Origin of the sequence: Microvirga sp. M2, from assembly GCF_047497095.1 — a bacterium.
In the GTDB taxonomy this organism is placed as follows: Bacteria; Pseudomonadota; Alphaproteobacteria; order Rhizobiales; family Beijerinckiaceae; genus Microvirga.
The window spans coordinates 3,444,477-3,465,213 of record NZ_CP134063.1 but is presented as its reverse complement, the minus strand read 5'-3'; the positions used below and the strand labels follow the sequence as shown (position 1 = coordinate 3,465,213).

Below are 20,737 nucleotides of genomic sequence, written 5' to 3'. Positions count from 1 at the left end.
GGTAACCGTGATGGATGCGGTCTTCTACGATGGCACGAGCGCCCGACGCAGGGCGGTCGTTCTCACGATCACCGCCTCCAGCCTCGACATTCACGAAGGGGGCGAGTGGGTCGCCTCCTGGCCGGTCGACGACATCCGGCGCAAGGATGCGCCCGAGGGCATCCTGCGTCTGACGCGCGAGAGCGGCCCGGACCTGACGCGCCTGGACGTCGCGGATCCCGCCGTCCAGGCAATCATCCGGCAGCATTGCCATCGAATCGACGATCACCATGACCGCGAGCCCAGGGGACGGATCGTCTTCTGGTCCGCCGCAACCGCGGTCTCGATCATCCTGTCCGTCCTGTTCCTGATGCCGCTTCTGGCGCAGACGCTCACGCCCCTCATTCCCGTCGAGGCCGAACGGCGCATCGGCAAGGCCGTCGACAATCAGCTGCACACCCTGCTCGGCGACAAAGTCTGCGAGGCTCCCGAGGGCTCCTTGGCCCTGCGCAGGCTCACGGATCGCCTGAGCAGGGCCAAGGGGGTTGAGGCCGCCCTCGACGTTGCGGTGCTCGATTCCAAGATTCCCAACGCCATCGCTCTTCCCGGAGGGCGGATCTACGTGTTCCGGGCGCTTCTCGACAAGGCCGAATCCACCGACGAGATCGCCGGCGTGCTTGGGCACGAGATCGGGCATGTCGCGGCCCGGGACGGTCTGCGCAAGATGATCCAATCGGGAGGAACCTCCTATCTGTTCGGCCTTCTGTTCGGCGACGTGACGGGAGGCGGAGCCATCGTGTTCGCGAGCCGCTATCTGATCGACAGCGCCTATTCCCGCGAGGCGGAAGCGGCGGCGGACGATTTCGCCGGGGCGACCATGGTGTCGCTGGGGCGGCCCGCTCATCCCATGGCGCTGTTGCTCAAACGCATCGAAGCCGATCAAGATGGGGACAAGGAGGAGGGCGAGGGGAACGAAAGGCGCATTCCCGCTTTTCTGTTGACCCACCCCGTTACCGGCCAGCGCTTGAAAGCTTTGGAAAAACAGGTGCCTTCCCAGCCCGGCGAGCCTCTTCTGACGCAACAGGAGTGGCGCGCGCTCAAAGAGATTTGTAAGACCCCTTGATGCGCCGTCTCATTATCGAAGAACCCTACTCCCGGCCGGCCCGATGGTCGCCCATGGTGGCCTGGTTCGCGCTCGTCGTGACGGCTCTCTCCACGCTGCTGATCCGCTTCGGCCGCATCGATTACCAGTCGGGCTTCATCGCTCTGGGGCTCGGGCTCGCCATCGCGCTTCTCGCGGCGGGGCTCTCCCTCGTCGCCTTCGTGCGCATCTGGCAGGAGGGGCGAAGGGGCCTCGGCAGCGCCATCAAAGGGCTTATCCTGGCCGCGCTCGTTCTCGGCTATCCGGCCTATATGGGTCTCAAGGCGGCGACGCTGCCGGCGATCAACGACGTCAGCACCGATACGGACGACCCGCCGGCCTTCTCGCGCTCCCATGCGGCCCTGACGGCCCGCGATGGCCGCATCCCGCCGGACGTTCCGCCGGAGGAGCGTGAACTGCAGCGCGAAGCCTATGTGCAGATCGCCCCGCTCTCGCTCGATATCCCGCCCGAGGATGCCTTTTCGCTGGTTCGCAAGGCCGCCGAAAATCTGGGATGGAAGATCGTCGAGGCGGTACCGCCCGGCGGCCGGACCGGCGCGGGCCGGCTGGAGGCGATCGACCGCACCCGCATCCTGAAGATGCCCGAAGACATCACGGTGCGCGTCCGGCCCCGGGTCGACGGCACGCGGATCGACATCCGTTCCGCCTCCCGCATCGGCCATCACGATCTCGGCACCAACGCCAAGCGGATCCGCGCCTTCCTCGAAGAGGCGTCCAATCTGGCCCTCGCGGTGAAATAGGCCTGCCTTAAAGCATCGTGCGGAACAGTGGGCGTCTCGTCATGGCCGTCCCCGGACGTGATCCGGGGGGCAGTCACGGCCATCCACGTCTTCACGCACCGCAGCGGGTTAAAGGTGTGGATGCCCGGCTCAAGGCCGGGCGTGACGACGGGAGGAACGATGCTCTAAGTCGGCCGGTATTCCCCGTGGAGGCTCGGGACGCCGTCGGTCACCGCGAGATCCCTGACGACGAGGTCCTCCAGATGCGCGAAGACCGACAGACAGGCGGCATTCACGAGGGCCGGGTTGAGGCCCTGATAGATGGCCGCCACGATCTCGGGGATCGTCCGGTCGCCCGCCCTGAGCCTGGACAGGATCGATGTCTCCCGCAGCCGCCGATGGTGAATGAGGGCACGCACGAAGCGCTGAGGGTCCTGGACGGGGCCGCCATGGCCCGGCCAGTAGACCGTCTCGTCCCGCCCCTTGAGTTTGTCGAGGGAGGCCATGAAGGCGCTCATGGAGCCGTCCGGCGGCGCGACGACGGTGGTGGACCAGGCCATGACGTGGTCGCCGGAGAACAATGCCTTCTCCTCGGGCAGGGCGAAGGCGAGGTGATTGGCCATATGGCCGGGCGTCGCCACGGCCTCCAGGGTCCAGCCGGGGCCCTGCACCGCGTCGCCTTCCGCAAGTTCCCGGTCCGGGGCGTATTCCCTGTCGGAGCTTGCCTCCAGGGAGTTCACCTCGCCGGTGAACAACGGACGGGCGCTCCGGTGCGGGCTGCAGCCGACGACGAGCGCGCCCGTCGCGGCCTGAATGGCGCGGGCGGCGGGCGAGTGATCCCGGTGGGTGTGCGTGACGAGAATATGGGTCACGGTCTCGCCCCTGGCGGCGTCGAGCAGGGCCTCGATATGCCCGGGGCTGTCCGGGCCCGGGTCGATGATCGCCACCTTGCCCGAGCCGACGATGTAGCTGCAGGTCCCCGTGAAGGTGATCGGCCCCGGATTTCCCGCGACGATTCGGCGGACCAGAGGGCTCACCCGCATCGATTCGCCCGACCGGGCCGGGGGACGGACATCGAAGGAGAGATCGTCTGCCATGAAGGATCCTGGGAAATCTGGGCGGTTGAACATCCCGGCTGCGCCTCCGCTTGAGGCGGGCCTGCCCCTCCTATAAGGGTTCGCAGGCCGCCTGCGAATGGCGGATCGATTGGGAGATATGTTTCATGTCGACTGGCGCAACCTCGCCAACCACTCCGTCGACCCTCGTCGGCCTGATCTGGCCGTCCCGGGACGATACCCGCTTCTCCGCGCTCCGCGCCATCGTTCTGATGGCTGTCGGCACAGCGCTTCTGACCCTTTCCGCCAAGGTCCAGGTGCCCCTGCCTTACGTTCCCATGACCCTGCAGACGCTGGTCGTGCTGATCATCGGCACGTCCTATGGCTGGCGCCTCGGCGGCGCGACCGTCGGCCTCTATCTCGCGCAGGGCGCGATGGGCCTGCCCGTCTTCGCAGGTCCGACGGCCGGCATCGGCTACATGATGGGTCCCACGGGCGGTTTTCTCTTCGGCTTCCTGGCCGCCGCCGTCGCCATGGGCTTCATGGCGGAGCGCGGATGGGACCGCTCGCTCCTGCGCGTCATCGTCATGATGAGCCTCGGCCATGCGCTGGTTTTCGTGTTCGGTCTCGCCCAGCTCTCGCTGGTCATGCCCTTTGCGAAGGCCTGGACCGTCGGCGCCGCGCCCTTCGTCGCCGCGACGGTGGTGAAGACCGCCTTGGCCGTGGCCCTGATGCAGGCAGCCTGGTCGGTGACCCGCCGCGACGACGGCGCCCGGTAAGGGAGCGTCGGCACCGTGAACAGGAAGCCGCCTTCGGGCGGCTTCTTTCGTTGTCGAGGGGCCTCAATCCCGGCGCGAGTTGGATCCCACGTCCGATGCGCTCATCTTAGAAGTGAGCATCGGATCCGATCCCAAAAGTGGAATCCACTTTTCACGTCTGAAGCTCTAGCCTGCCGAATGCACGAGCCGGAGATTCGGCCGCGCCTTGATGCTGCCGTGACGGAAGGTGAGATCGACCCATTCCTCGTCGCCGCCTTCTTCGACGACGCGGTAGCCCATCTGCCGGGCGATCGCTTCCACCTGCCCGAGAGTGGAGCGGGAAATCCAGCGTGAGAACTCAGGCGTTTCCTGGTCCATGAGAACGGCGATCATGCCGATCTCGACGCCCTGGTCGAAATCTTCGCTGCGGCCGGGAAAACGCAAACGCAAGCCCTCATCGAGATGGATATGTCGCATGGTGGGAGCCCCCAATTCGCCGCGTGCGGCGTTCTTTTGTCGAACACTAACAATATTTCTCCAGGACAGGAAGGCGTCACGGGCGCGCAGTGTTGCAACAGAACTTGGCCGCGGGACGCAAGAAAGGCCGGAACCGTCCCATCAAGCGCTCATTAGCTATTCAGGACAGCCGAGAAATCCTGGAGACGAACCGATGGCCGAGCGCAGAATCACTGCCTTCTTCAACACCTACGACGAGGCAGCCAAGGCCGTGCAGCGGCTGGAGGCGGCCCATATTCCCCATTTCGAGATCAGCCTGATCTCGAACAACACCGACAACGTTTCCTCGCATCATGCGACCCGCTCGCTGGACGACGAGGATTTGAATCACGAATTCGCCGGCGCCGGGGCGGCGGCGGGCACGATCGCGGGCGGCGGCGCGGGTCTCCTGGCCGGACTCGGCACGGTGGCGGTTCCGGGGCTCGGCCCGGTGATCGGAGCCGGATGGCTGATCTCGACGCTCGTCGGCGCCGGGGCAGGGGCCGCGGTCGGCGGGCTCATGGGAGCCCTGGCCGATTCCGGTCTGAGCGAGGACCAGGCCAAAGCCTATGTGGATGGGGTTCGCCAGGGCGGAACCCTCGTGACGGTGGGCGTGGACGAGGCGGAGATCGAGCGCGTCGTCAATATCCTGGACGACGAAGGGCGCATCGAGCCGGGTGAGCGGGAGACGGACTGGCGCTCCCAAGGGGCCGCTCCCCCGATCGGAGCGGCCGCCTCGACCACGACGGGCCTGACCACGGATCTCATGCCCAATCCGCTCGATGAGGAAGACGACCACACTCTGCACGTCGAACTCGAGGACGAGCGCCTTCGCCGCATGACGGGCTCGGGCAAGGAGCAGCCATGAAAAAAGGCGGGAGGCCTCTTCGGTCTCCCGCCTTCCATCGTCTGAACGGTGCCCGCTCAGCGGGTCTTGCGCAGCAGATTGTCCAGGCTCCAGATGCCGCCGCCGGCCGCCACGAAGTAGAGAAACACGAAGCAGTAGAGAATCGCCGCGTCCCCGCCGTTGAGCACGGGAAAGACGCTCTTCGGCGCGTGGGCGATCCAATAGGCGCAGGCCATCAGGCCCGAGAGCAGGAACGCCACGGGGCGGACGAAGAGGCCGAGAACGAGAAGGCCCCCGCCGAAGAGTTCGAGCACGCCCGCGATCCAGGGGAGGCTGAACATGGCCGGGGAGGCGCCCGTGGGGAAGCCGAGAATCTTCTGAGTGCCGTGCGCCATGAAGATCAGCGCCGCGACGATGCGCAGGATGCTGAGAAGGCGCGGCGTCCATACGGACTCGAACGAGGTTGAATGCATCAAAAATATCTCCGGTCGTTGTCACGACGGCGCCGGTGGATCCGCGCCATCTGCGATGCCTCCGGTTAAAGGCCGGGCTTCCGCCTTTCCAGGTGTGAAAGCACACGCTCCGGTAACGAATTGCTTACCATGCGGGCAGAAGGCTTTGATCGTTCGCCGCCCTGCGGCGTTTCCTTTGTGTCAACAGCACAGGAGGCCGCCATGACCATCCTCGATCCTCGCACCGGACAACTCGTCACGATCGATCTCACGCCGCGCCCGCGTCGTTGAAGAAGGAGCTCATGGTCCTCCCAGTACCCTGCGTTCCCTCCGGCCCGGCGATCGTCCTTCTCCCGCACCGATCGCCGGGCTCATCGCCGCGAAGGCCGAGAACCGATTGAATCGGTGCGGAACATCTCCTCTCGACATTGCGACCTTCGGTTCCTGCGCACGAGCCGGAACCTCAAAGCCTGCGCTTGCATTGGCCTGTAACGGCAAGTCCGGCGAACCGGGAGGTCAGGATTCTTGGCCCTGTTCGGCAAACTGGGCCGCAACCTGGGCCCTGGAACGCCGCCTTTGCAGAACACCTCAAGTTGGGAGAGTTGAATGGCTCTGACAGGACGCTTTAATCTCCGCAAGACCTTCAGGGGCCGCATCATCCTGCAGGTCGAGGAGGAGGTGCAGGGCTTCTGGGGACGCATGACGGGCCGTCCCAAACTGCACCGCCGCTGGCGCGACGCCAACGTGCTCGACCTGGCAGCGCCCGAACTGCGATCCCTGGTCGATCTGCGCTTCCGTCCGCGCTACATGCCGCAGGCGCACGAGACGGTTCAGGACTGGCCGAAAGCCCCCCATCAGCTGGAGGCCGTTCCGGCTCAGACTCTTCATTATGAGACGTACGACGAGAACGGCCGTTTCTCGACCCATTAGCGCATCGCCCTGCACCGGGAGCCGGATCCGCTTTTCACGCAGGCGGCACTTCGGTGCCGGACGATGAGCCGGGCCTCCACTCGCACCGTCAGTATTCTTGCGCCGTGCAGGAAGCCTAGACTTTGCCGGTGTGCAGGATCTCCATCAGCTCCGACGCGATCTTTGCAGGCAAGGGGAGTTCCCTCAGCTTTCGCACCGTCTCCTGGACCGGATAGTGGAACGTCTTGAGTTCGAACGCGCCGTCCTGCCATACCGCATAGCTTGCGCAGGCGCCTCCCATTCGGGGCTGGCCGAGACTTCCGGGATTCAGCAGCGTCTTGCCCCCCAGCCGTCTGAGGACCGGCACATGGCTGTGGCCGCACAGAAGGACATCGGCCGTGACCCCGGCGAGTTCCGCTTCCCATTCCGCCTCATCGGTCGGCCAGCGTCCGCGAAGCGGATCGGCCGGTGTGCCGTGAAGCAGGTGGAAGGTGGTCCCGTCGCGCTCGATCTGGACCTGCTCCGGAAGGCCGCGCAGAAATGCTTTCTGCGCGTCGCTCAGCATCGAAGAGGTGTAGCGCCGCGTTGCTTCGGCCATGGCGCGATAGCGCGGGCTCCAGGCCGAATCGTCGTCGTGGGCCACCGCATGGTCGTGATTTCCCTGTACGACCAGTGAGGCCCGCGCGACCACTGTGGCGATGACCTCGGCCGGCTGAGGACCGTAATTGACCAGGTCGCCGAGCACCCAGAGCTCGTCGTAATCCTCCGGAAGAGCCTGCAGGGCATCGTAGTTGCCGTGAATGTCGGAGACGATGACGAGCTTCACGATGACCTCGTGGCGGCGATAGGAGGAGGACCGCGAAACGGGCCGGCGCTTTCCATGGCCTGTCGGCACGGTTCTGTCCATCTTTCGATGGGAGATCAGCTCTCCTATTTGGTGTGCCGCATTTTTGACGGCGAACGGGATCCACGTCGCCGAATATGGCTCTCGTCCTATACAGCTCCGGCTGTGCCAGCACCAGCACACAACGCGATCAACTGCACGTCGCCCCTGGGGTTTGTCCGATAATGCGATACGACGTCTTTGAACTTTCCTGTGTCGCCGCCGCAATGGATAATCTTCAGGCATCACCATCGTAGCACTTTGACGCCAAGCCCATCGCTGATACAGCGCATCTTGTTGGGATGACTGCGTCGATCGGGGTCAAGCGTGCTTTTTTTGTTTTCTGTCCAGCTCTTGCGAGCTGCGGCCGCCTTGATGGTTGTAGGGCATCACATTCAACTTAATCTGGCTGAAGGGTTCGGGCTTCCACATGCAATTCCTAAACTTGTCATAGGATCCGCCGGCGTCGATATATTCTTTGTCATCTCCGGATTCATCATGGTGGTTTCGTCAGACCGCCTCTTTGGACAACCAGGAGCAACCAAGCTCTTCCTGTTACGGCGATTGATCCGGATCGTCCCGTTGTATTGGGCGACAACCTCGCTTTATGTTCTCGGTGTCGGCGGCGGTTTTACCTTAGCACATACGTTAGCGTCGTATTTCTTCATTCCCTATCCACGCCCTGATGGCGTAATGCAGCCGAGCCACCCTGTTGGGTGGACCCTGAACTACGAGATGTTTTTCTACCTTCTGTTCTCGATAGGGATTGTTTTTCCACGCCGTTTCGCGGTCTGTGGTCTCATCCTGGTCCTTGTTGGAATCGTTGCCGCCGGAGGAGCACTAGCGGCCGTTGATGCTCTTACGTTCCTGTCCCAGCCAATAATCCTGAATTTCGTATTTGGCCTTGGTGTCGGGCTCGCCTACAAGGAGGGGCTGCGCTTGCCTTGGCCCATGGCAGCCGCGATGATTGGTATCGCGGTTTTCGTTTACTTCGTTCAAATCGGCGATGGCTACCCTTCCAAGTGGGAGCGCATTTATGTTTATGGGGTCCCGGCATTTCTCATCGTCGCTGGCGCAACCCTAGGGAAGTTCGGTCCACCGCCGATGTGGCTTCGTCCTCTCGCACGCCTGGGGGACTCGTCTTACGCGCTGTATCTCCTGCATACATTGGTTATTTGGGGCAGTCGCATGATCGCGATAAAGCTCGCTATACCGGTATCTGCCGCCCCTTGGGTTTACCTGATTGCCGTGATGATGGCCTCAGTGATCGTCGCAGAGATGGTCCATAGGCTCCTTGACCAACCCGTAACGCAGTGGCTCCGTCAGCGGTCGCTTTCGACCAGGGGCAAACCCAGGTCCCTTTCAAGGCAGCCGCAGCGGTAGAGTCCCCTTGCGACGACTCCCTTGTTTCTCTCGTCGCGACGAAGAATGGATGGCGCGAGGGACAGCGACAGAAGATTTGGACGCTCTGCGCAGGGCTTCAGTCCCGCAGGAGGCGCACGTTATGGCCCGCTTTCTCGGCCGCCCGGATGGACGCCTCGTTTTCCGGCTTGATCCCGGCCGTCAGCATTCCAAACCTCTCCCGCGCCCATCGCAGCATTTCGACCGCATAGCCCTTGCCGCGCTCTGAAGGAGTAACGGTATAGGATACCTCTTCGCCGTCGATGCGAATGGTTCCTACAGGGCGCCCATCGACCTCGGCGATGTAAAGATGGGGCTCGGGGGCCTCCAGGCGGCGGGTGAGCCACGCGACATGCCGATCCCATTCCACTGGATCAGTGGTGCGGGACATGGCCCGGGTGAGGGGATCGTTCCGCCAATCGAAGAGAACCCTAGCGTCGCCAATGACCACCGGACGAATTCGCATTTGGACCCCCTTCAATGGAAGGGGAGGATGCCTTCTGTCAGAAGGTAACACAAGCCTCATTTCGTCGAGAGTCCGATCCCGGTCAGCCAGGACCGGGCCTTGGTCATCGAAATCCCACAGCATGGCCTATTGCTCACGGACTTTGTATCGTCGGGGGCTTTCGGGCCTGAGGAGATAGAGGCCGCTTTCCGCCGAGCTGTCGAGATCGTGGCCAGGAAGTCGAGATCGTGGCCAGGAACAAGACGCTCGCTGGCTGGTCAGCTCGCTTAGTGGGCTCGATGAGACTGGCCTGAAGATCTTCCTGCTCCCGAAGCTCGGGGAGCAGGCTTCTATCCGGGGGCTACCGCAGTCATGCGTTCGCGGAGAAGCGGGGAATGCGGCGCAGACCTTGGACGATTCGCTCGCCGGCCTCCGGGCTGGCGGAGCTTCCGGGCCTTCTGTTGTCTTCAGGTGGGATTGTCCCGATCAGCATAGAGCCTTGCAGGTTCGATACGCTGTCCGCAGGGGGCTGCCGAGCTGGATTGAGCGATCGCTGGGAGCCCTGATCGAGCCGGGTGACCCCCTCCGCGATCATTTCACGTTCCCGGTCACGCAGGGTAGAGAGAGCATCGAACGTGAAAAATGGGAACCGGTTTTCGTGAAAAGATGTGCAAGACCATAGACTTGCCGCATCGGATGGGTTCGATGTCACGTCCGATGCTGGAGCTTGAGCCGGTCCATGAAGCGGTCCGCGGATTTCCACGGACGACCGCCACACATCATATGGAACTGATCCAGAAGCGGGAAAATGGTCGGAGTGATAGGATTCGAACCTACGACCCCCTCGTCCCGAACGAGGTGCGCTACCAGACTGCGCTACACTCCGACACCGATTATTCATCGGGGAGGCCGGTCTTATAGCGACGGGGGACGGATGCCGCAAGGGGGATTTGCATGTCCCGGCAGATATCTTTTCAGAGCAGGGCCGTCGCAAAATCGGGTTGCCAGGACCGGTGCCGCCGATTATGTACACGCCCACCATTGGGGCGTCGCCAAGCGGTAAGGCAGCGGTTTTTGGTACCGCCATTCCCAGGTTCGAATCCTGGCGCCCCAGCCATACTCCCCACATTCCGCGGATTGTTTGCCAAGGCACGGGCGTGTCTGGAGGATGAGAGGGCTGTCGACCCCTCAATGGCAGGGCCTTGCTCGATGCATGTGGCTCTGAGACCGGCATCGACAAGCTCATGGCGCGCGTTGCGTCGCCTTCAGCCGTCGTCCTGCAGCTTTGCCTTTGGCATCTGAAGCCCGATGGCCCGGCAATGGGCTGCGTCGAGCCTGGAGCGGTGGTGACAGACGTGCCGGCGAGGACTACTTTCCGAACGAGCCGTGATCGCTTCACCGGAGTAACCCGAAGGATCCGGGCAGGCCCCTGGACGCCGCCGTCTCCATGACCGTATGAATCTGCTGATGACCCAGGCAGATGCACCTCAATCGGCAATTCCAGGCGAAAGCTCTCTGAAATTCGGCACCAGCGGGCTGCGAGGGCTTGTCACGGAGCTGAATGGAGTCCCGGCATATGCCTACACGCGCGCCTTTGCGGAAGTGCTCAAGGAAGACGGCGCCACGGAGGGCATGAACGGGATGGTGCTGGTCGGGCAGGACCTGCGCGCCAGCAGCCCAAGCATTGCACAGATTTGTTGCGCGGCATTACGAGACGCTGGCCTGCTCCCGGTCGCGTGCGGTGCATTGCCGACGCCGGCGCTGGCCTATCATGGTTTGCGGCAAGGCGTTCCTGCCATCATGGTCACGGGGAGCCATATCCCGGACGACCGCAACGGCTTGAAATTCTACCGGGCTGAGGGGGAAATCGGCAAGCAGGATGAAGTCCGCATCCTGGCGCATCATGCCAGGTTGAATTGTCAAAGTGTGCCGCCTGTTCCTGATGCGGTTCCGCCATCCCAGATCGGAACTCCGGATGCGGACATGCTCGCCGCCTACAAGGCGCGCTATCTGGATTTCTTCGGCGCCGGGGCCTTGTCGAGACTCACGGTCGGCGTCTACCAGCATTCCTCCGTGGCGCGCGACATCCTCGTCGACGTCGTGGAATCCCTCGGCGCGCAGGCGATCGCGCTCGGCCGCGCAACGAGCTTCATTCCCGTCGATACGGAGGCGTTGCGGCCGGAGGACGAGAGCCTGGCCCGGCAATGGGCAGGCATCATGTCGCTCAATGCGATCGTCTCGACCGACGGCGATGCGGATCGTCCATTGATTGCCGATGAAACGGGGGCGTTTCTGCGTGGCGACCTTGTCGGGGCCATCACAGCGCGCCGCCTCGGCGCCGATGTGATCGTGACGCCTGTCACGTCGAATTCGGCGTTGGAAGCATCCCGAGCTTTCAAGCGCGTCATCCGGACGAAAGTCGGGTCTCCCTACGTGATCGACGGCATGAGCGAGGCGACAGGATCCGATGCGCGGGTGATCGTTGGGTTCGAAGCCAATGGCGGTGTGCTGCTTGGCTCCGATGTCTCGCAGGAAGGGCGCTGCCTCAGGGCGCTTCCTACCCGTGATGCCATGTTGCCAATTCTTTGCGTCTTGAGCGAGGTTGCCGCGCGCGCGCAGCCGCTCTCCGGTGTTGCGGCGGACTTCTCCTTCAAGGCTGCTGCAAGCAATCGCCTGAAGAATGTCGCAAGCGAAAAGACGGGATCCTTTCTTTCCCGCATTCAGCAGGACATCGAATTTCGCCATGACCTGTTCGCCTTCCTCGGTGGCGCAGCCAGCCTCGATGCGATGGATGGGCTACGTGTCACCGCAGGCAGCGGGGAGGTCGTTCACTTCCGCGCGTCCGGGAATGCGCCGGAACTGCGTGTCTATGTCGAGGCTGCAAGTCCGTCCCGCGCAGAGAGCCTTCTCGATTGGGGCCTTTCCGTCGCGACGCGCCAGACCGGAGGCTGACCAAGCCTTTGCGTCAACTTGGCGAACCGATGGTCACTCCGGACAATCATCCGTTTGAACGGTCTCGCCTGAGGGGTCCGGTCGCCTGGAGAGTTCCGGGCCGATGGGTGGTGTTCCGGATCAATGTATCCAAAGACCTGATAGGTGATATCATAGACAGAATATCCGCCTATGGGCGGCGGCAATACATTCAATGACGGAGGGCATAACACGACCCAAGTATATTGCTTGGCGATAACGTTCTATAATTATGTAGAATTGCGTTACCGTTAGAGATAGTCGGGCACTTGGACAGCATATGTTAAGAATTATTTAGACGTATGGAGATTGGAAACTGAAATTGATGAATCTCAAGCGAGCATAATCGATTGCATTTCTTTTCGATCGCTTGGAGCCTCTCTTGGGCTTAAGGGCGCATCTTGACTTCCGGACCCATCTAGAATTTCTGTCGTTCGCCCAGGCTCCAGGAGCTTCGAAACAGACGGCAGAAAGAGTGCCAAAATGAGAAAACGCTTTTTGGTGACCGGCGGGGCCGGGTTTATTGGTTCTGCCGTTGTCCGTCGTCTGATCGCCTCGACACCCCATCGGGTGCTGGTAGTGGACAAGCTCACTTATGCAGGCAATCTCGACTCCCTTGCCTCTTGTGGGAACGACCCCCGCTTCGCTTTCGAGCGGGCCGATATCGCGGATGCTGCCCGGATGCGGGACATTATCGGGCACTTTCAGCCCGACATGGTCATGCATCTGGCGGCAGAAAGCCATGTGGACCGCTCCATCGACAGCCCGGGAGAGTTTGTGCAGACCAACGTGGTCGGCACCTTCGTCCTGCTGCAGGAGAGTCTGCGCTACTGGCGAACCCTCAGCGGAGAACGCCGCGACACTTTCCGGTTCCATCACATCTCGACCGATGAGGTCTTCGGAGCCCTGGGCGAGGAAGGCTTGTTCCACGAGAGCTATCCCTATCAACCCAATTCCCCGTATTCCGCTTCCAAGGCAGCCTCGGACCATTTCGTTCGTGCATGGCACCACACCTATGGCTTGCCGACCATCGTGACGAACTGCTCCAACAACTATGGGCCGTATCACTTTCCCGAGAAACTGATCCCTCTGATGATACTGAACGCCCTGGAGGGCAAGCCGCTGCCGGTCTACGGCGACGGCAGGAACGTGCGCGACTGGCTCTATGTGGACGATCATGCGGAGGCGCTCATCCTGGCGGCCGAGAGGGGCAGGGTGGGCGAGAGCTATAATATCGGGGGCTGGAACGAGCGCAGGAACATCGATGTGGTCAGGACCATATGCGGACTGGTGGACGAGATGGCTCCCGATGCGCGAATCGGACCCCGCGAAGGACTGATCACCTATGTCGCCGATCGCCCGGGACATGACCTTCGCTATGCGATCGACGCCACCAAGATTGCGCGCGATCTGGGCTGGCGGCCTGCGGAGACCTTCGAAACCGGGCTCCGCAAGACAGTGCAATGGTACCTCGAGAACCGGACATGGTGGGAAAGGGTCCGCTCCGGAGGATATCGGGGCGAGCGTCTCGGTATCGGCGCCTGAGAGCGTCACGGCCGGATGCTCTCCTGAAAGGGTTGGGCAGAGCAAAGCTGGAGACTAATGATGCTGAATGTTCAGCCGACTGCGATTCCGGACGTGAAGATCGTCACGCCGAAGCGTTTCGGCGATCACCGCGGATTCTTTTCCGAAACGTATAGCCGAAAGCGGTTTTTCGAGGCAGGGATCACTGAGGAGTTCGTGCAGGACAACCATTCCTTGTCGGCCGCTGTCGGAACCATCCGTGGGTTGCATTTTCAGAGTCATCCCTTTGCTCAGGCCAAGCTCGTGAGGGTCGCGCGGGGGCGCATCCTCGATGTGGCCGTGGATATCAGGCGTTCCTCCCCCACTTATGGACGGCACGTAGCGGTGGAGCTTTCAGGAGAAAGCGGGCGTCAGCTCCTGATCCCGGTCGGATTCGCTCACGGTTTCTGCACCCTCGAACCGGACACGGAAATCCAGTACAAGGTCACTGCCGATTACTCGCCAGCCCACGACCATGGTATTGCCTTCGACGATCCGGCGCTGGGGATCGAATGGCCTGTGCCGCAAGGGCAGGCGATTCTGTCGGACAAGGACCGAATGCAGCCGCGGCTTGCGGAACTCCCCGTCTATTTCGATTGATGGCCGGGACATACGAGGCGCCGGCAGCGTCAGGGGAATTGACGGGGTCCTTTCACGGATCGGGCATCCTCTGCACCTGAACTGGATCATTGATGCAGCCGCTGACCCGGCTGCCGACGAAAGGGGATCAACGTGAAGGGCATCATCCTGGCTGGTGGGAGCGGCACGCGTCTGCACCCGATGACATACGTGATGTCGAAGCAGCTGCTCCCCATCTACGACAAGCCGATGATCTATTATCCCCTGACCACACTCATGCTGGCAGGGGTACGGGAGATCCTCATCATCTCGACACCGGACGATCTGCCACGCTTCCGGCATCTCCTGGGTTCGGGCGAGCAATGGGGCATTCGCCTGTCCTACGCGGAGCAGCCAAAGCCGGAAGGGCTGGCTCAGGCCTATATCATCGGGGCGGAATTCGTGGCCGGCGGACCGTCGGTCCTGATCCTGGGAGATAATGTCTATTACGGTCATGGTCTGACCGAGCTTCTGCGCTCGGCTGCCGGGCGCACCTCCGGAGCATCCGTATTCGCCTACCATGTCACTGACCCGGAGAGATACGGCGTCGTCGAGTTCAATGCCAGCGGCAGGGCCGTCTCCATCGAAGAGAAGCCCAAGGCCCCGCGCTCCAACTGGGCGGTCACGGGGCTATACTTCTATGACCATCAGGTGGTCGACATCGCGGCCGGGCTCAAGCCCTCGGCCCGGGGCGAGCTCGAGATCACGGATGTGAACCGGGCCTACCTTGAAATGGGCCAGCTCCAGGTGGAGTTGATGGGCCGAGGCTACGCCTGGCTGGACACGGGAACTCCCGATAGCCTCGTGGAAGCGGCCGAGTTCGTACGCGCTCTCGAAAAGCGGCAGGGGTTCCGGATTGCCTGTCCGGAGGAAATTGCCTTCACGGCCGGCTGGATCAGCCGCGAGCAGCTCACCGAACTCGGCGGCAAGCTTGCGAAAAGCACCTATGGTCAGTATCTCCTGGGCATCGCCGCGGGAGCGTCTGCGGTGCCAGGCTCATAGCGCAGCGCATGACCGAGAGACCTCTCCTGCGGAGGCCGCCAGGGCTTGCGGACAGGGCCTCCGCTACGGGCGGATACGCCCGAAGCGACCTTTGAAGCTATCCCGGATGCCTCGCCCCATCAGTTGCAGCCTTAAGCGCTTCCTGTCGACGAGCGTGGTGTAAGCCCCGAGAAAGGCAAGGCTTCTGCTGATGAAGTAGAGACGCCACGCCAGAGGTGTATAGGGCTGGCGGGCCAGCCAAAGGGCATTCCTGACCCAGTAGTAATTCCGGACCGGCGCGTGGACGGCAATCTGACGGCGTCCGATCTTGACGGTGCCGCTGCCCAGATGATGATCCACCACCGCGCTCGGTGCGATGAACGCGGCGTATCCGGCTGCCCGAGCGCGGAAGCACCACTCCACGTCGACGAGATCGATGAAGAGGTCCTCTTTGAACTCTCCGACTTGCTCCAAGACCGTGAGGGGGATCAAGGATCCTGACGCAATGATGGAGTCGCTCGCGATCGGTCGGGTCTGATTTTCAAGGGAAATCCTTGATAGGCGGAGCCCGTTGGCCCGATAGGCGCGCGTCTGCTGCTTGCTGTGACGCTCGAAGTAGGCGGGGCCGATGGCCGAAACCTTGCCATGCTCCCTTTCCAGAAACGACAGCTGGTGCGCCAGATCGGCCACGACTCCAGGCGCAAGAATCGTGTCCTGGTCAAGCAGGAGCACATGCGTGAAGCCATCTTCGCGCGCCATGGCGACGCCTTGGTTCTGCGCGGCTGCAATTCCTAGATTCTGAGCGTTTGAAAGGACCCGTGCTCCCACGCCTTGGGCGATCCGACCGATCTCGGCCACGTTGGCCGAGCCGTTGTCGACCACCGCGATCCCGTCGATCTGGGAGGCAATCGAGTCGAGAACACGGGTGAGCATGCCAGTGTCCGGGTTGTAGGTTACGGCAACGGCTAAAATGCGCACCCTCGTCCTCCCGTGTCGAACTGTGTCTAGTAGATCGATCCCTGAGAGGGGGCAACCGGTGACTACAAGCCCGCTTCGGTGGTTTCCTGCCCGATCCAGTCACGGCCGGGTTCCCGATCCAGATAGAGAAATAATATTGCCAAGGGTTGCTGGTGCGGGACTGAGAAGGTATAGCGGCGTGACGGCGGCTGTCATCCGTTTCGCGGCGGGGGGTCGCAGCCTTCTTTCGGGGAGCGCCTCCTGTGCGCTGTCTGGATCTTGGCGCCCTAACCCGATGATTTCCATAGGAAATGCTGCCCAACAAGGCTAAGGTCGAGATTCGCAATGCACAAAGATGCTCTGCTTAAGAAACTGAATGACAAGACTGCCGTGATCGGTGTCGTAGGGCTCGGTTACGTTGGGTTGCCGCTCTCGATCCGATACGCCGAAGTAGGCTATAAGGTCGTCGGCTTCGATATTGACCAGGCCAAGGTCGATATTCTGAAGAACAAGCAGACCTATATTGAGCACATTCCTGTTCAAGGCATCGCAAAAGCTATTGAAAGCGGCTTTGAGCCCACGACAGATCTTTCAAAGGCAAGAGAGGTCGATGCCCTGATCCTGTGCGTTCCGACACCCTTGAACAAGTACCGGGAGCCTGATCTCAGCTATGTGCTGACCACGGTCGATGCCCTTGTGCCGCATTTGAGGAGCGGTCAGGTGATGTCCTTGGAGAGCACGACTTATCCCGGAACGACCGAGGAGGAGCTCAGGCCACGGATCGAGAGGGCCGGGTTCAAGGTCGGGGAAGACTTCTTCCTTGTGTTCTCGCCCGAGCGCGAGGATCCGGGCAATGCGAAGTTCAGCACGCATACCATTCCGAAAGTGTGCGGCGGCACGACCTCGTCCTGTCTGGAGGCGGGCCTCGCCCTTTATGAGCAGGTCATCAATACAGTGGTGCCGGTCAGCTCGACGCAGGCGGCGGAACTCACCAAACTGCTTGAGAATATCCACCGCGCCGTCAATATCGGCCTGGTCAACGAAATGAAGATCATCGCCGACCGGATGGGAATCGACATCCACGAGGTGATCCGTGCGGCCGCCACCAAGCCGTTCGGATTCGTTCCGTACTATCCGGGCCCCGGTTTGGGGGGGCACTGCATCCCCATCGACCCGTTCTATCTCACCTGGAAGGCGCGGGAATACGGCGTGCATACACGCTTCATCGAACTTGCGGGCGAGATCAACAGCGCCATGCCCGAGTGGGTGGTCGAGAAGATTGCCGATGCCTTGAACGAACGCGAGAGGTCGATCCGGGGCAGCCGGATCCTCGTTCTCGGCATCGCCTATAAGAAGAACGTCGACGACATGAGGGAGTCTCCCTCTGTGGAGCTGATGAGCCTTCTGCAGGCCAAGGGCGCCCATATTGCCTATAGCGATCCGCATGTGCCGACATTCCCCAAAATGAGGCGCTACTCGTTCGATCTGGCCAGTGTCGATCTGACGCCGGAAGTGCTCGCGAGCTACGATCTGGTGCTGCTGGCGACGGATCATGACAAGTTCGACTACGAAACCATCGAAAGCCATTCCAAGCTGATCGTCGACACCCGTGGACGATACCTGGGAGCCCGGCCCAATGTGGTGAAGGCGTGAAGTCGGCACCGGTTGCAAAGAAGTCCAATCTTTTTCATCCCGGATACGGGCACTGGGCATTTGGCTTCCATGTCGCCGGCGCTGAATGGCAGGACACGAGAGTAGATGGCTGACGAGGCTCCTCAGCAGGAGAGGCAAAATCAAGCTCCGCTCCACGGGCGTGATCCAGACGCTTTGCGTGCGGAGATCGGAAGGCTGAAAGAAGAGATCGAGATCCTGCAGGGCAGTATCAGGAGTCTGCAATCCGAAATCAGGGGAATGCAGAACTCCCTATACTGGAAAATGACGGTGCCTTTGCGTTTCCTGGCGCGCCGTCTTCCACGCTTGGCGGCATGGGGAAGGCAGTGTGTCGCGGGGATCAAGGATGCCCTCGCGACTGCCTTGCCCAAGCAAGCCTCTCGAACTCTTCTGGATAATCGCTGGCATGTCAGTGAAGATATCGAGAGGCAAATTGCAGCCTACCAGCACAATTCAGCCCACGGGAAGCAGCGCAAGATCGTCTTGTACACGGCCATTTTCGGCGAATACGACAATCTGCTGCTTCCCGAGCGGATCGACCCCGATATCGATTACGTCTGCTTTACCGATCGGCCCCGCAACACTTATGGCGTTTGGCAGATGCGCGCGGCCCCCTATCAGCACGCCGATCCGACGCGGGTTGCCCGCTATGTAAAGCTGCATCCTCATGAACTGTTTCCCCACCACGAAGTCGCCGTCTGGCTCGACGCCAACATCATTCTGAAAGGAGACCTTCACAATTATGTGGAGATGATCCGGGTCACGGGCGGCGACCTCGGCCTGGTGGCGCATCCTCATCGCCCCTGCTTTTATGACGAGGCAGAGGCTTGCCGACAGCTCGGAAAGGACTCCGCGAAGGTAATCCAGGAGCAGGTTGACCATTATCGCGCCCGCGGATTAGCTGCGAACCAACCTCTGTACGAGACCGGCTTCATGGTTGTCTCCCTGCTGAGCAGGGCAACGCCTGAGGCCTTTCGGTTATGGTGGCAGCAAATCGAGCGGTTCAGTCGCCGGGACCAACTTGGGCTTGCCTGGGTCACTCACAAGCATCCTGAACTTGGGATCGTGCATATTTTGCCCGCGGGGGACTCCGTGCGGGACCACGCGGATTTCAAATATTACCCTCACAGCTATGCACGCGCGTTGATTGTTCCAGACATGCTCTTGCGGCTCGGAGCCGTCACTGCCCCTATCCGAAGCGCCAATCCTACAGATCCTGAGCAAGTACCTGCAGCAAACGGCTAGGTTTTGATGATGTTGTCGGTACTTAGAAAACTACAGAAAACCGGCATTTCAGGAGCCCATGCTTTCAACCGGAAGTGCCGCTCACATCTAGGCCTCTTTTTGCGTGCCAAGACGGCTCTGCGGGCCGTCGGCTTCGACACACAGACCCCAGCTCTCGTCCGAGCGGGGAAGCAAATGCGAGCCCACAATTACAATGCTGCCGCCGCATACTTGGAAACCGTCAGGACCAAGAAAGTACGAACTTGGAGAGCCTTGCTCCTTTGCTACTTCGCAGCGCATCGATTTGAGGATCTCATTGCAGCATATGAGAAAATGCCAGCCGCAAGCAGAGGAGATAACTCCTGCCGATATTACTTTGCCTTGGCTTCCGCCAACCTTGAGCAGCCCGACCCTATCGTTCGCGTTGTAGAGGAGGTTCTGGATGAACCAAACAGCGAGGCAGCGTCAAGGTTCCTAAGCAAAGTATATCCGTTAGCGGAAAGGCTACTGCCCGACAGAAAAGCCATGATCGTCGGGCGCATCATCACGCACGGGGAGCACCTCGCCCTCGACTGTTTTGATGACATCCTGAAGTGTGCGCACATTCTGCGCGAGAAGGGGCGCGAGTCGGAAGCCGCCAGACTTGAGGATGCACTCCGCCAGGCTGCAGATACAGAGCAACGGCGAACGAAGCTCGATATATACGAAGCGCAAATCCATTTCTGGGGCCGCCGGTACGAACTTCAGATGGCTTCAGTAAACAATGCGCTCGCCAGGCAAGGTATCGATCCTCTTGCTTTGGTGGATGAGCGCCTCCCGCTCAGCTGCGCCAATCTGAAGTCGATCGCAGGATCCGCCGTGCCTGTGCGCGGGCCATTGGTCTCAATTCTGATGCCCGCCAGAAATTGCGCCGACACAATCGGATACGCCTTGGACTCATTGCGGCGACAGACATACCAGGACTTCGAAGTCATTGTTGTCGACGATGCCAGCAGTGATATGACCGTTCAGATCGCCGCGCAGTTCTCTGCCGCAGATTCGCGCTTTCGGGTGATACCGCTCGCTCAACGTTCGGGAACCTTTGTTGCTCGCAACCGCGCATTGTCTGCTGCCGTCGGGGAATACGTTACCAATCAGGATGCCGACGATTGGGCGCAGCCGCAAAAGATAGAAATGGCTGCGACCACGTTGCAAAAAGATCATTCAATCATCGCGACCTGGGTCGAGCATGTACGATGCTCTGATAGCCGAGGGTTCAGGATGCTCAATGGCTATATCAGGCCGGATGCTTCCTCGTTGATGTTCCGGCGCAGACCCGTGATGGAAAAGATCGGCTGGTACGACTCCGTCCGCGCTGCTGGCGACGGGGAGTTCCACCTGAGGATGGAGCGTTCGTTCGGACATGGCAGCATAAGGCAGCTTAACAAACTATTATCTTTTGTTCATTGGTCTGAGCACACTCTTTCCGGTGGTGGTCCTTTCCAAATCGATGGCAACATGGACATCTTCAGCCCGGTGCGGAATGAATATTCCCGGTCCTTCCGGACGTGGCACGAAACTTCGAGCAACCTTTACATGCCTTTTCCACTTAAGGAACGCTTGTTCCCGGCACCCTCAAGTCTGCTTTGTTGAGGCCGGAGGAACAGGT

Annotated in this window: 19 protein-coding genes and 2 tRNA genes; 14 read left to right on the top strand and 7 right to left on the bottom strand. The window is 61.2% G+C overall.

The window, feature by feature from the left end; translation table 11 throughout:
• Window positions 1-10: 10 nt before the first annotated feature.
• Together RE429_RS16460 and RE429_RS16455 are read left to right on the top strand one after the other, a co-directional pair.
• Complete coding sequence (locus RE429_RS16460; protein ID WP_414471790.1) at window positions 11-1,102, top strand: M48 family metallopeptidase; 1,092 nt, start codon at window positions 11-13, stop codon at window positions 1,100-1,102.
• A complete protein-coding gene (locus tag RE429_RS16455; protein WP_414471789.1) occupies window positions 1,102-1,881 on the top strand; it encodes a DUF1499 domain-containing protein in 780 nt (259 codons plus the stop codon). The genes RE429_RS16460 and RE429_RS16455 overlap by 1 nt, the downstream gene beginning before the upstream one ends.
• Before the next feature lie 164 nt (window positions 1,882-2,045).
• On the opposite strand, the gene RE429_RS16450 is transcribed toward RE429_RS16455, so the two are convergent.
• Entirely contained in the window at window positions 2,046-2,957 is a 912-nt protein-coding gene (locus RE429_RS16450; RefSeq protein WP_414471788.1) for an MBL fold metallo-hydrolase, read from the bottom strand.
• A gap of 125 nt (window positions 2,958-3,082) precedes the next feature.
• On the opposite strand from RE429_RS16450, the gene RE429_RS16445 reads away from it, so the two are divergent.
• Window positions 3,083-3,694: a biotin transporter BioY gene (locus tag RE429_RS16445; protein ID WP_414471787.1), complete on the top strand. Its 612-nt coding sequence runs from the start codon at window positions 3,083-3,085 to the stop codon at window positions 3,692-3,694.
• 165 nt (window positions 3,695-3,859) lie between these two features.
• On the opposite strand, the gene RE429_RS16440 is transcribed toward RE429_RS16445, so the two are convergent.
• The gene (locus tag RE429_RS16440) at window positions 3,860-4,150 is read right to left on the bottom strand and encodes a hypothetical protein (protein ID WP_370438449.1); all 291 of its coding nucleotides are present in this window, start codon (window positions 4,148-4,150) and stop codon (window positions 3,860-3,862) included.
• Between the two features lie 193 nt (window positions 4,151-4,343).
• Between RE429_RS16440 and RE429_RS16435 the strand changes: the two genes are divergently transcribed.
• Window positions 4,344-5,036, top strand: coding sequence for a hypothetical protein (locus RE429_RS16435; RefSeq protein ID WP_414471786.1), 693 nt, complete (start codon window positions 4,344-4,346; stop codon window positions 5,034-5,036).
• A 56-nt stretch (window positions 5,037-5,092) separates the two neighbouring features.
• Here RE429_RS16435 and RE429_RS16430 read toward each other — a convergent pair whose 3' ends face one another.
• The gene (locus RE429_RS16430) at window positions 5,093-5,488 is read right to left on the bottom strand and encodes a DoxX family protein (protein WP_370439361.1); all 396 of its coding nucleotides are present in this window, start codon (window positions 5,486-5,488) and stop codon (window positions 5,093-5,095) included.
• Between the two features lie 585 nt (window positions 5,489-6,073).
• Here RE429_RS16430 and RE429_RS16425 point away from each other — a divergent pair.
• Window positions 6,074-6,397: a hypothetical protein gene (locus RE429_RS16425; RefSeq protein ID WP_414471785.1), complete on the top strand. Its 324-nt coding sequence runs from the start codon at window positions 6,074-6,076 to the stop codon at window positions 6,395-6,397.
• Between the two features lie 115 nt (window positions 6,398-6,512).
• Here RE429_RS16425 and RE429_RS16420 read toward each other — a convergent pair whose 3' ends face one another.
• A complete protein-coding gene (locus tag RE429_RS16420; protein ID WP_414471784.1) occupies window positions 6,513-7,271 on the bottom strand; it encodes a metallophosphoesterase family protein in 759 nt (252 codons plus the stop codon).
• A 315-nt stretch (window positions 7,272-7,586) separates the two neighbouring features.
• Between RE429_RS16420 and RE429_RS16415 the strand changes: the two genes are divergently transcribed.
• Window positions 7,587-8,642, top strand: a complete 1,056-nt coding sequence (locus RE429_RS16415; protein ID WP_414471783.1) for an acyltransferase family protein — start codon at window positions 7,587-7,589, stop codon at window positions 8,640-8,642.
• Between the two features lie 97 nt (window positions 8,643-8,739).
• On the opposite strand, the gene RE429_RS16410 is transcribed toward RE429_RS16415, so the two are convergent.
• Both RE429_RS16410 and RE429_RS16405 read right to left on the bottom strand, forming a co-directional pair.
• Window positions 8,740-9,126, bottom strand: a complete 387-nt coding sequence (locus RE429_RS16410) for a GNAT family N-acetyltransferase (protein ID WP_414471782.1) — start codon at window positions 9,124-9,126, stop codon at window positions 8,740-8,742.
• 788 nt (window positions 9,127-9,914) lie between these two features.
• Window positions 9,915-9,991: transfer RNA gene (locus RE429_RS16405), tRNA-Pro, on the bottom strand.
• A 156-nt stretch (window positions 9,992-10,147) separates the two neighbouring features.
• On the opposite strand from RE429_RS16405, the gene RE429_RS16400 reads away from it, so the two are divergent.
• From RE429_RS16400 to rfbA, 5 genes are all read left to right on the top strand, one after another.
• Window positions 10,148-10,222: transfer RNA gene (locus RE429_RS16400), tRNA-Gln, on the top strand.
• A 350-nt stretch (window positions 10,223-10,572) separates the two neighbouring features.
• On the top strand, window positions 10,573-12,057 hold the full coding sequence (locus RE429_RS16395) for a phosphomannomutase (protein ID WP_414471781.1): 1,485 nt from the start codon (window positions 10,573-10,575) through the stop codon (window positions 12,055-12,057).
• Window positions 12,058-12,558: 501 nt separating this feature from the next.
• Entirely contained in the window at window positions 12,559-13,620 is a 1,062-nt protein-coding gene (gene rfbB, locus RE429_RS16390) for a dTDP-glucose 4,6-dehydratase (protein WP_414471780.1), read from the top strand.
• A 60-nt stretch (window positions 13,621-13,680) separates the two neighbouring features.
• A complete protein-coding gene (rfbC, locus tag RE429_RS16385) occupies window positions 13,681-14,238 on the top strand; it encodes a dTDP-4-dehydrorhamnose 3,5-epimerase (protein WP_414474225.1) in 558 nt (185 codons plus the stop codon).
• 132 nt (window positions 14,239-14,370) lie between these two features.
• A complete protein-coding gene (rfbA, locus tag RE429_RS16380; RefSeq protein WP_414471779.1) occupies window positions 14,371-15,258 on the top strand; it encodes a glucose-1-phosphate thymidylyltransferase RfbA in 888 nt (295 codons plus the stop codon).
• A gap of 63 nt (window positions 15,259-15,321) precedes the next feature.
• On the opposite strand, the gene RE429_RS16375 is transcribed toward rfbA, so the two are convergent.
• The gene (locus tag RE429_RS16375) at window positions 15,322-16,215 is read right to left on the bottom strand and encodes a glycosyltransferase family 2 protein (RefSeq protein WP_414471778.1); all 894 of its coding nucleotides are present in this window, start codon (window positions 16,213-16,215) and stop codon (window positions 15,322-15,324) included.
• A 324-nt stretch (window positions 16,216-16,539) separates the two neighbouring features.
• On the opposite strand from RE429_RS16375, the gene RE429_RS16370 reads away from it, so the two are divergent.
• From RE429_RS16370 to RE429_RS16360, 3 genes are all read left to right on the top strand, one after another.
• The gene (locus RE429_RS16370) at window positions 16,540-17,847 is read left to right on the top strand and encodes a nucleotide sugar dehydrogenase (RefSeq protein WP_414471777.1); all 1,308 of its coding nucleotides are present in this window, start codon (window positions 16,540-16,542) and stop codon (window positions 17,845-17,847) included.
• Between the two features lie 105 nt (window positions 17,848-17,952).
• Entirely contained in the window at window positions 17,953-19,110 is a 1,158-nt protein-coding gene (locus tag RE429_RS16365) for a glycosyltransferase domain-containing protein (RefSeq protein WP_414471776.1), read from the top strand.
• Window positions 19,111-19,284: 174 nt separating this feature from the next.
• Entirely contained in the window at window positions 19,285-20,721 is a 1,437-nt protein-coding gene (locus RE429_RS16360) for a glycosyltransferase (RefSeq protein ID WP_414471775.1), read from the top strand.
• The last annotated feature ends 16 nt before the right edge of the window (window positions 20,722-20,737 follow it).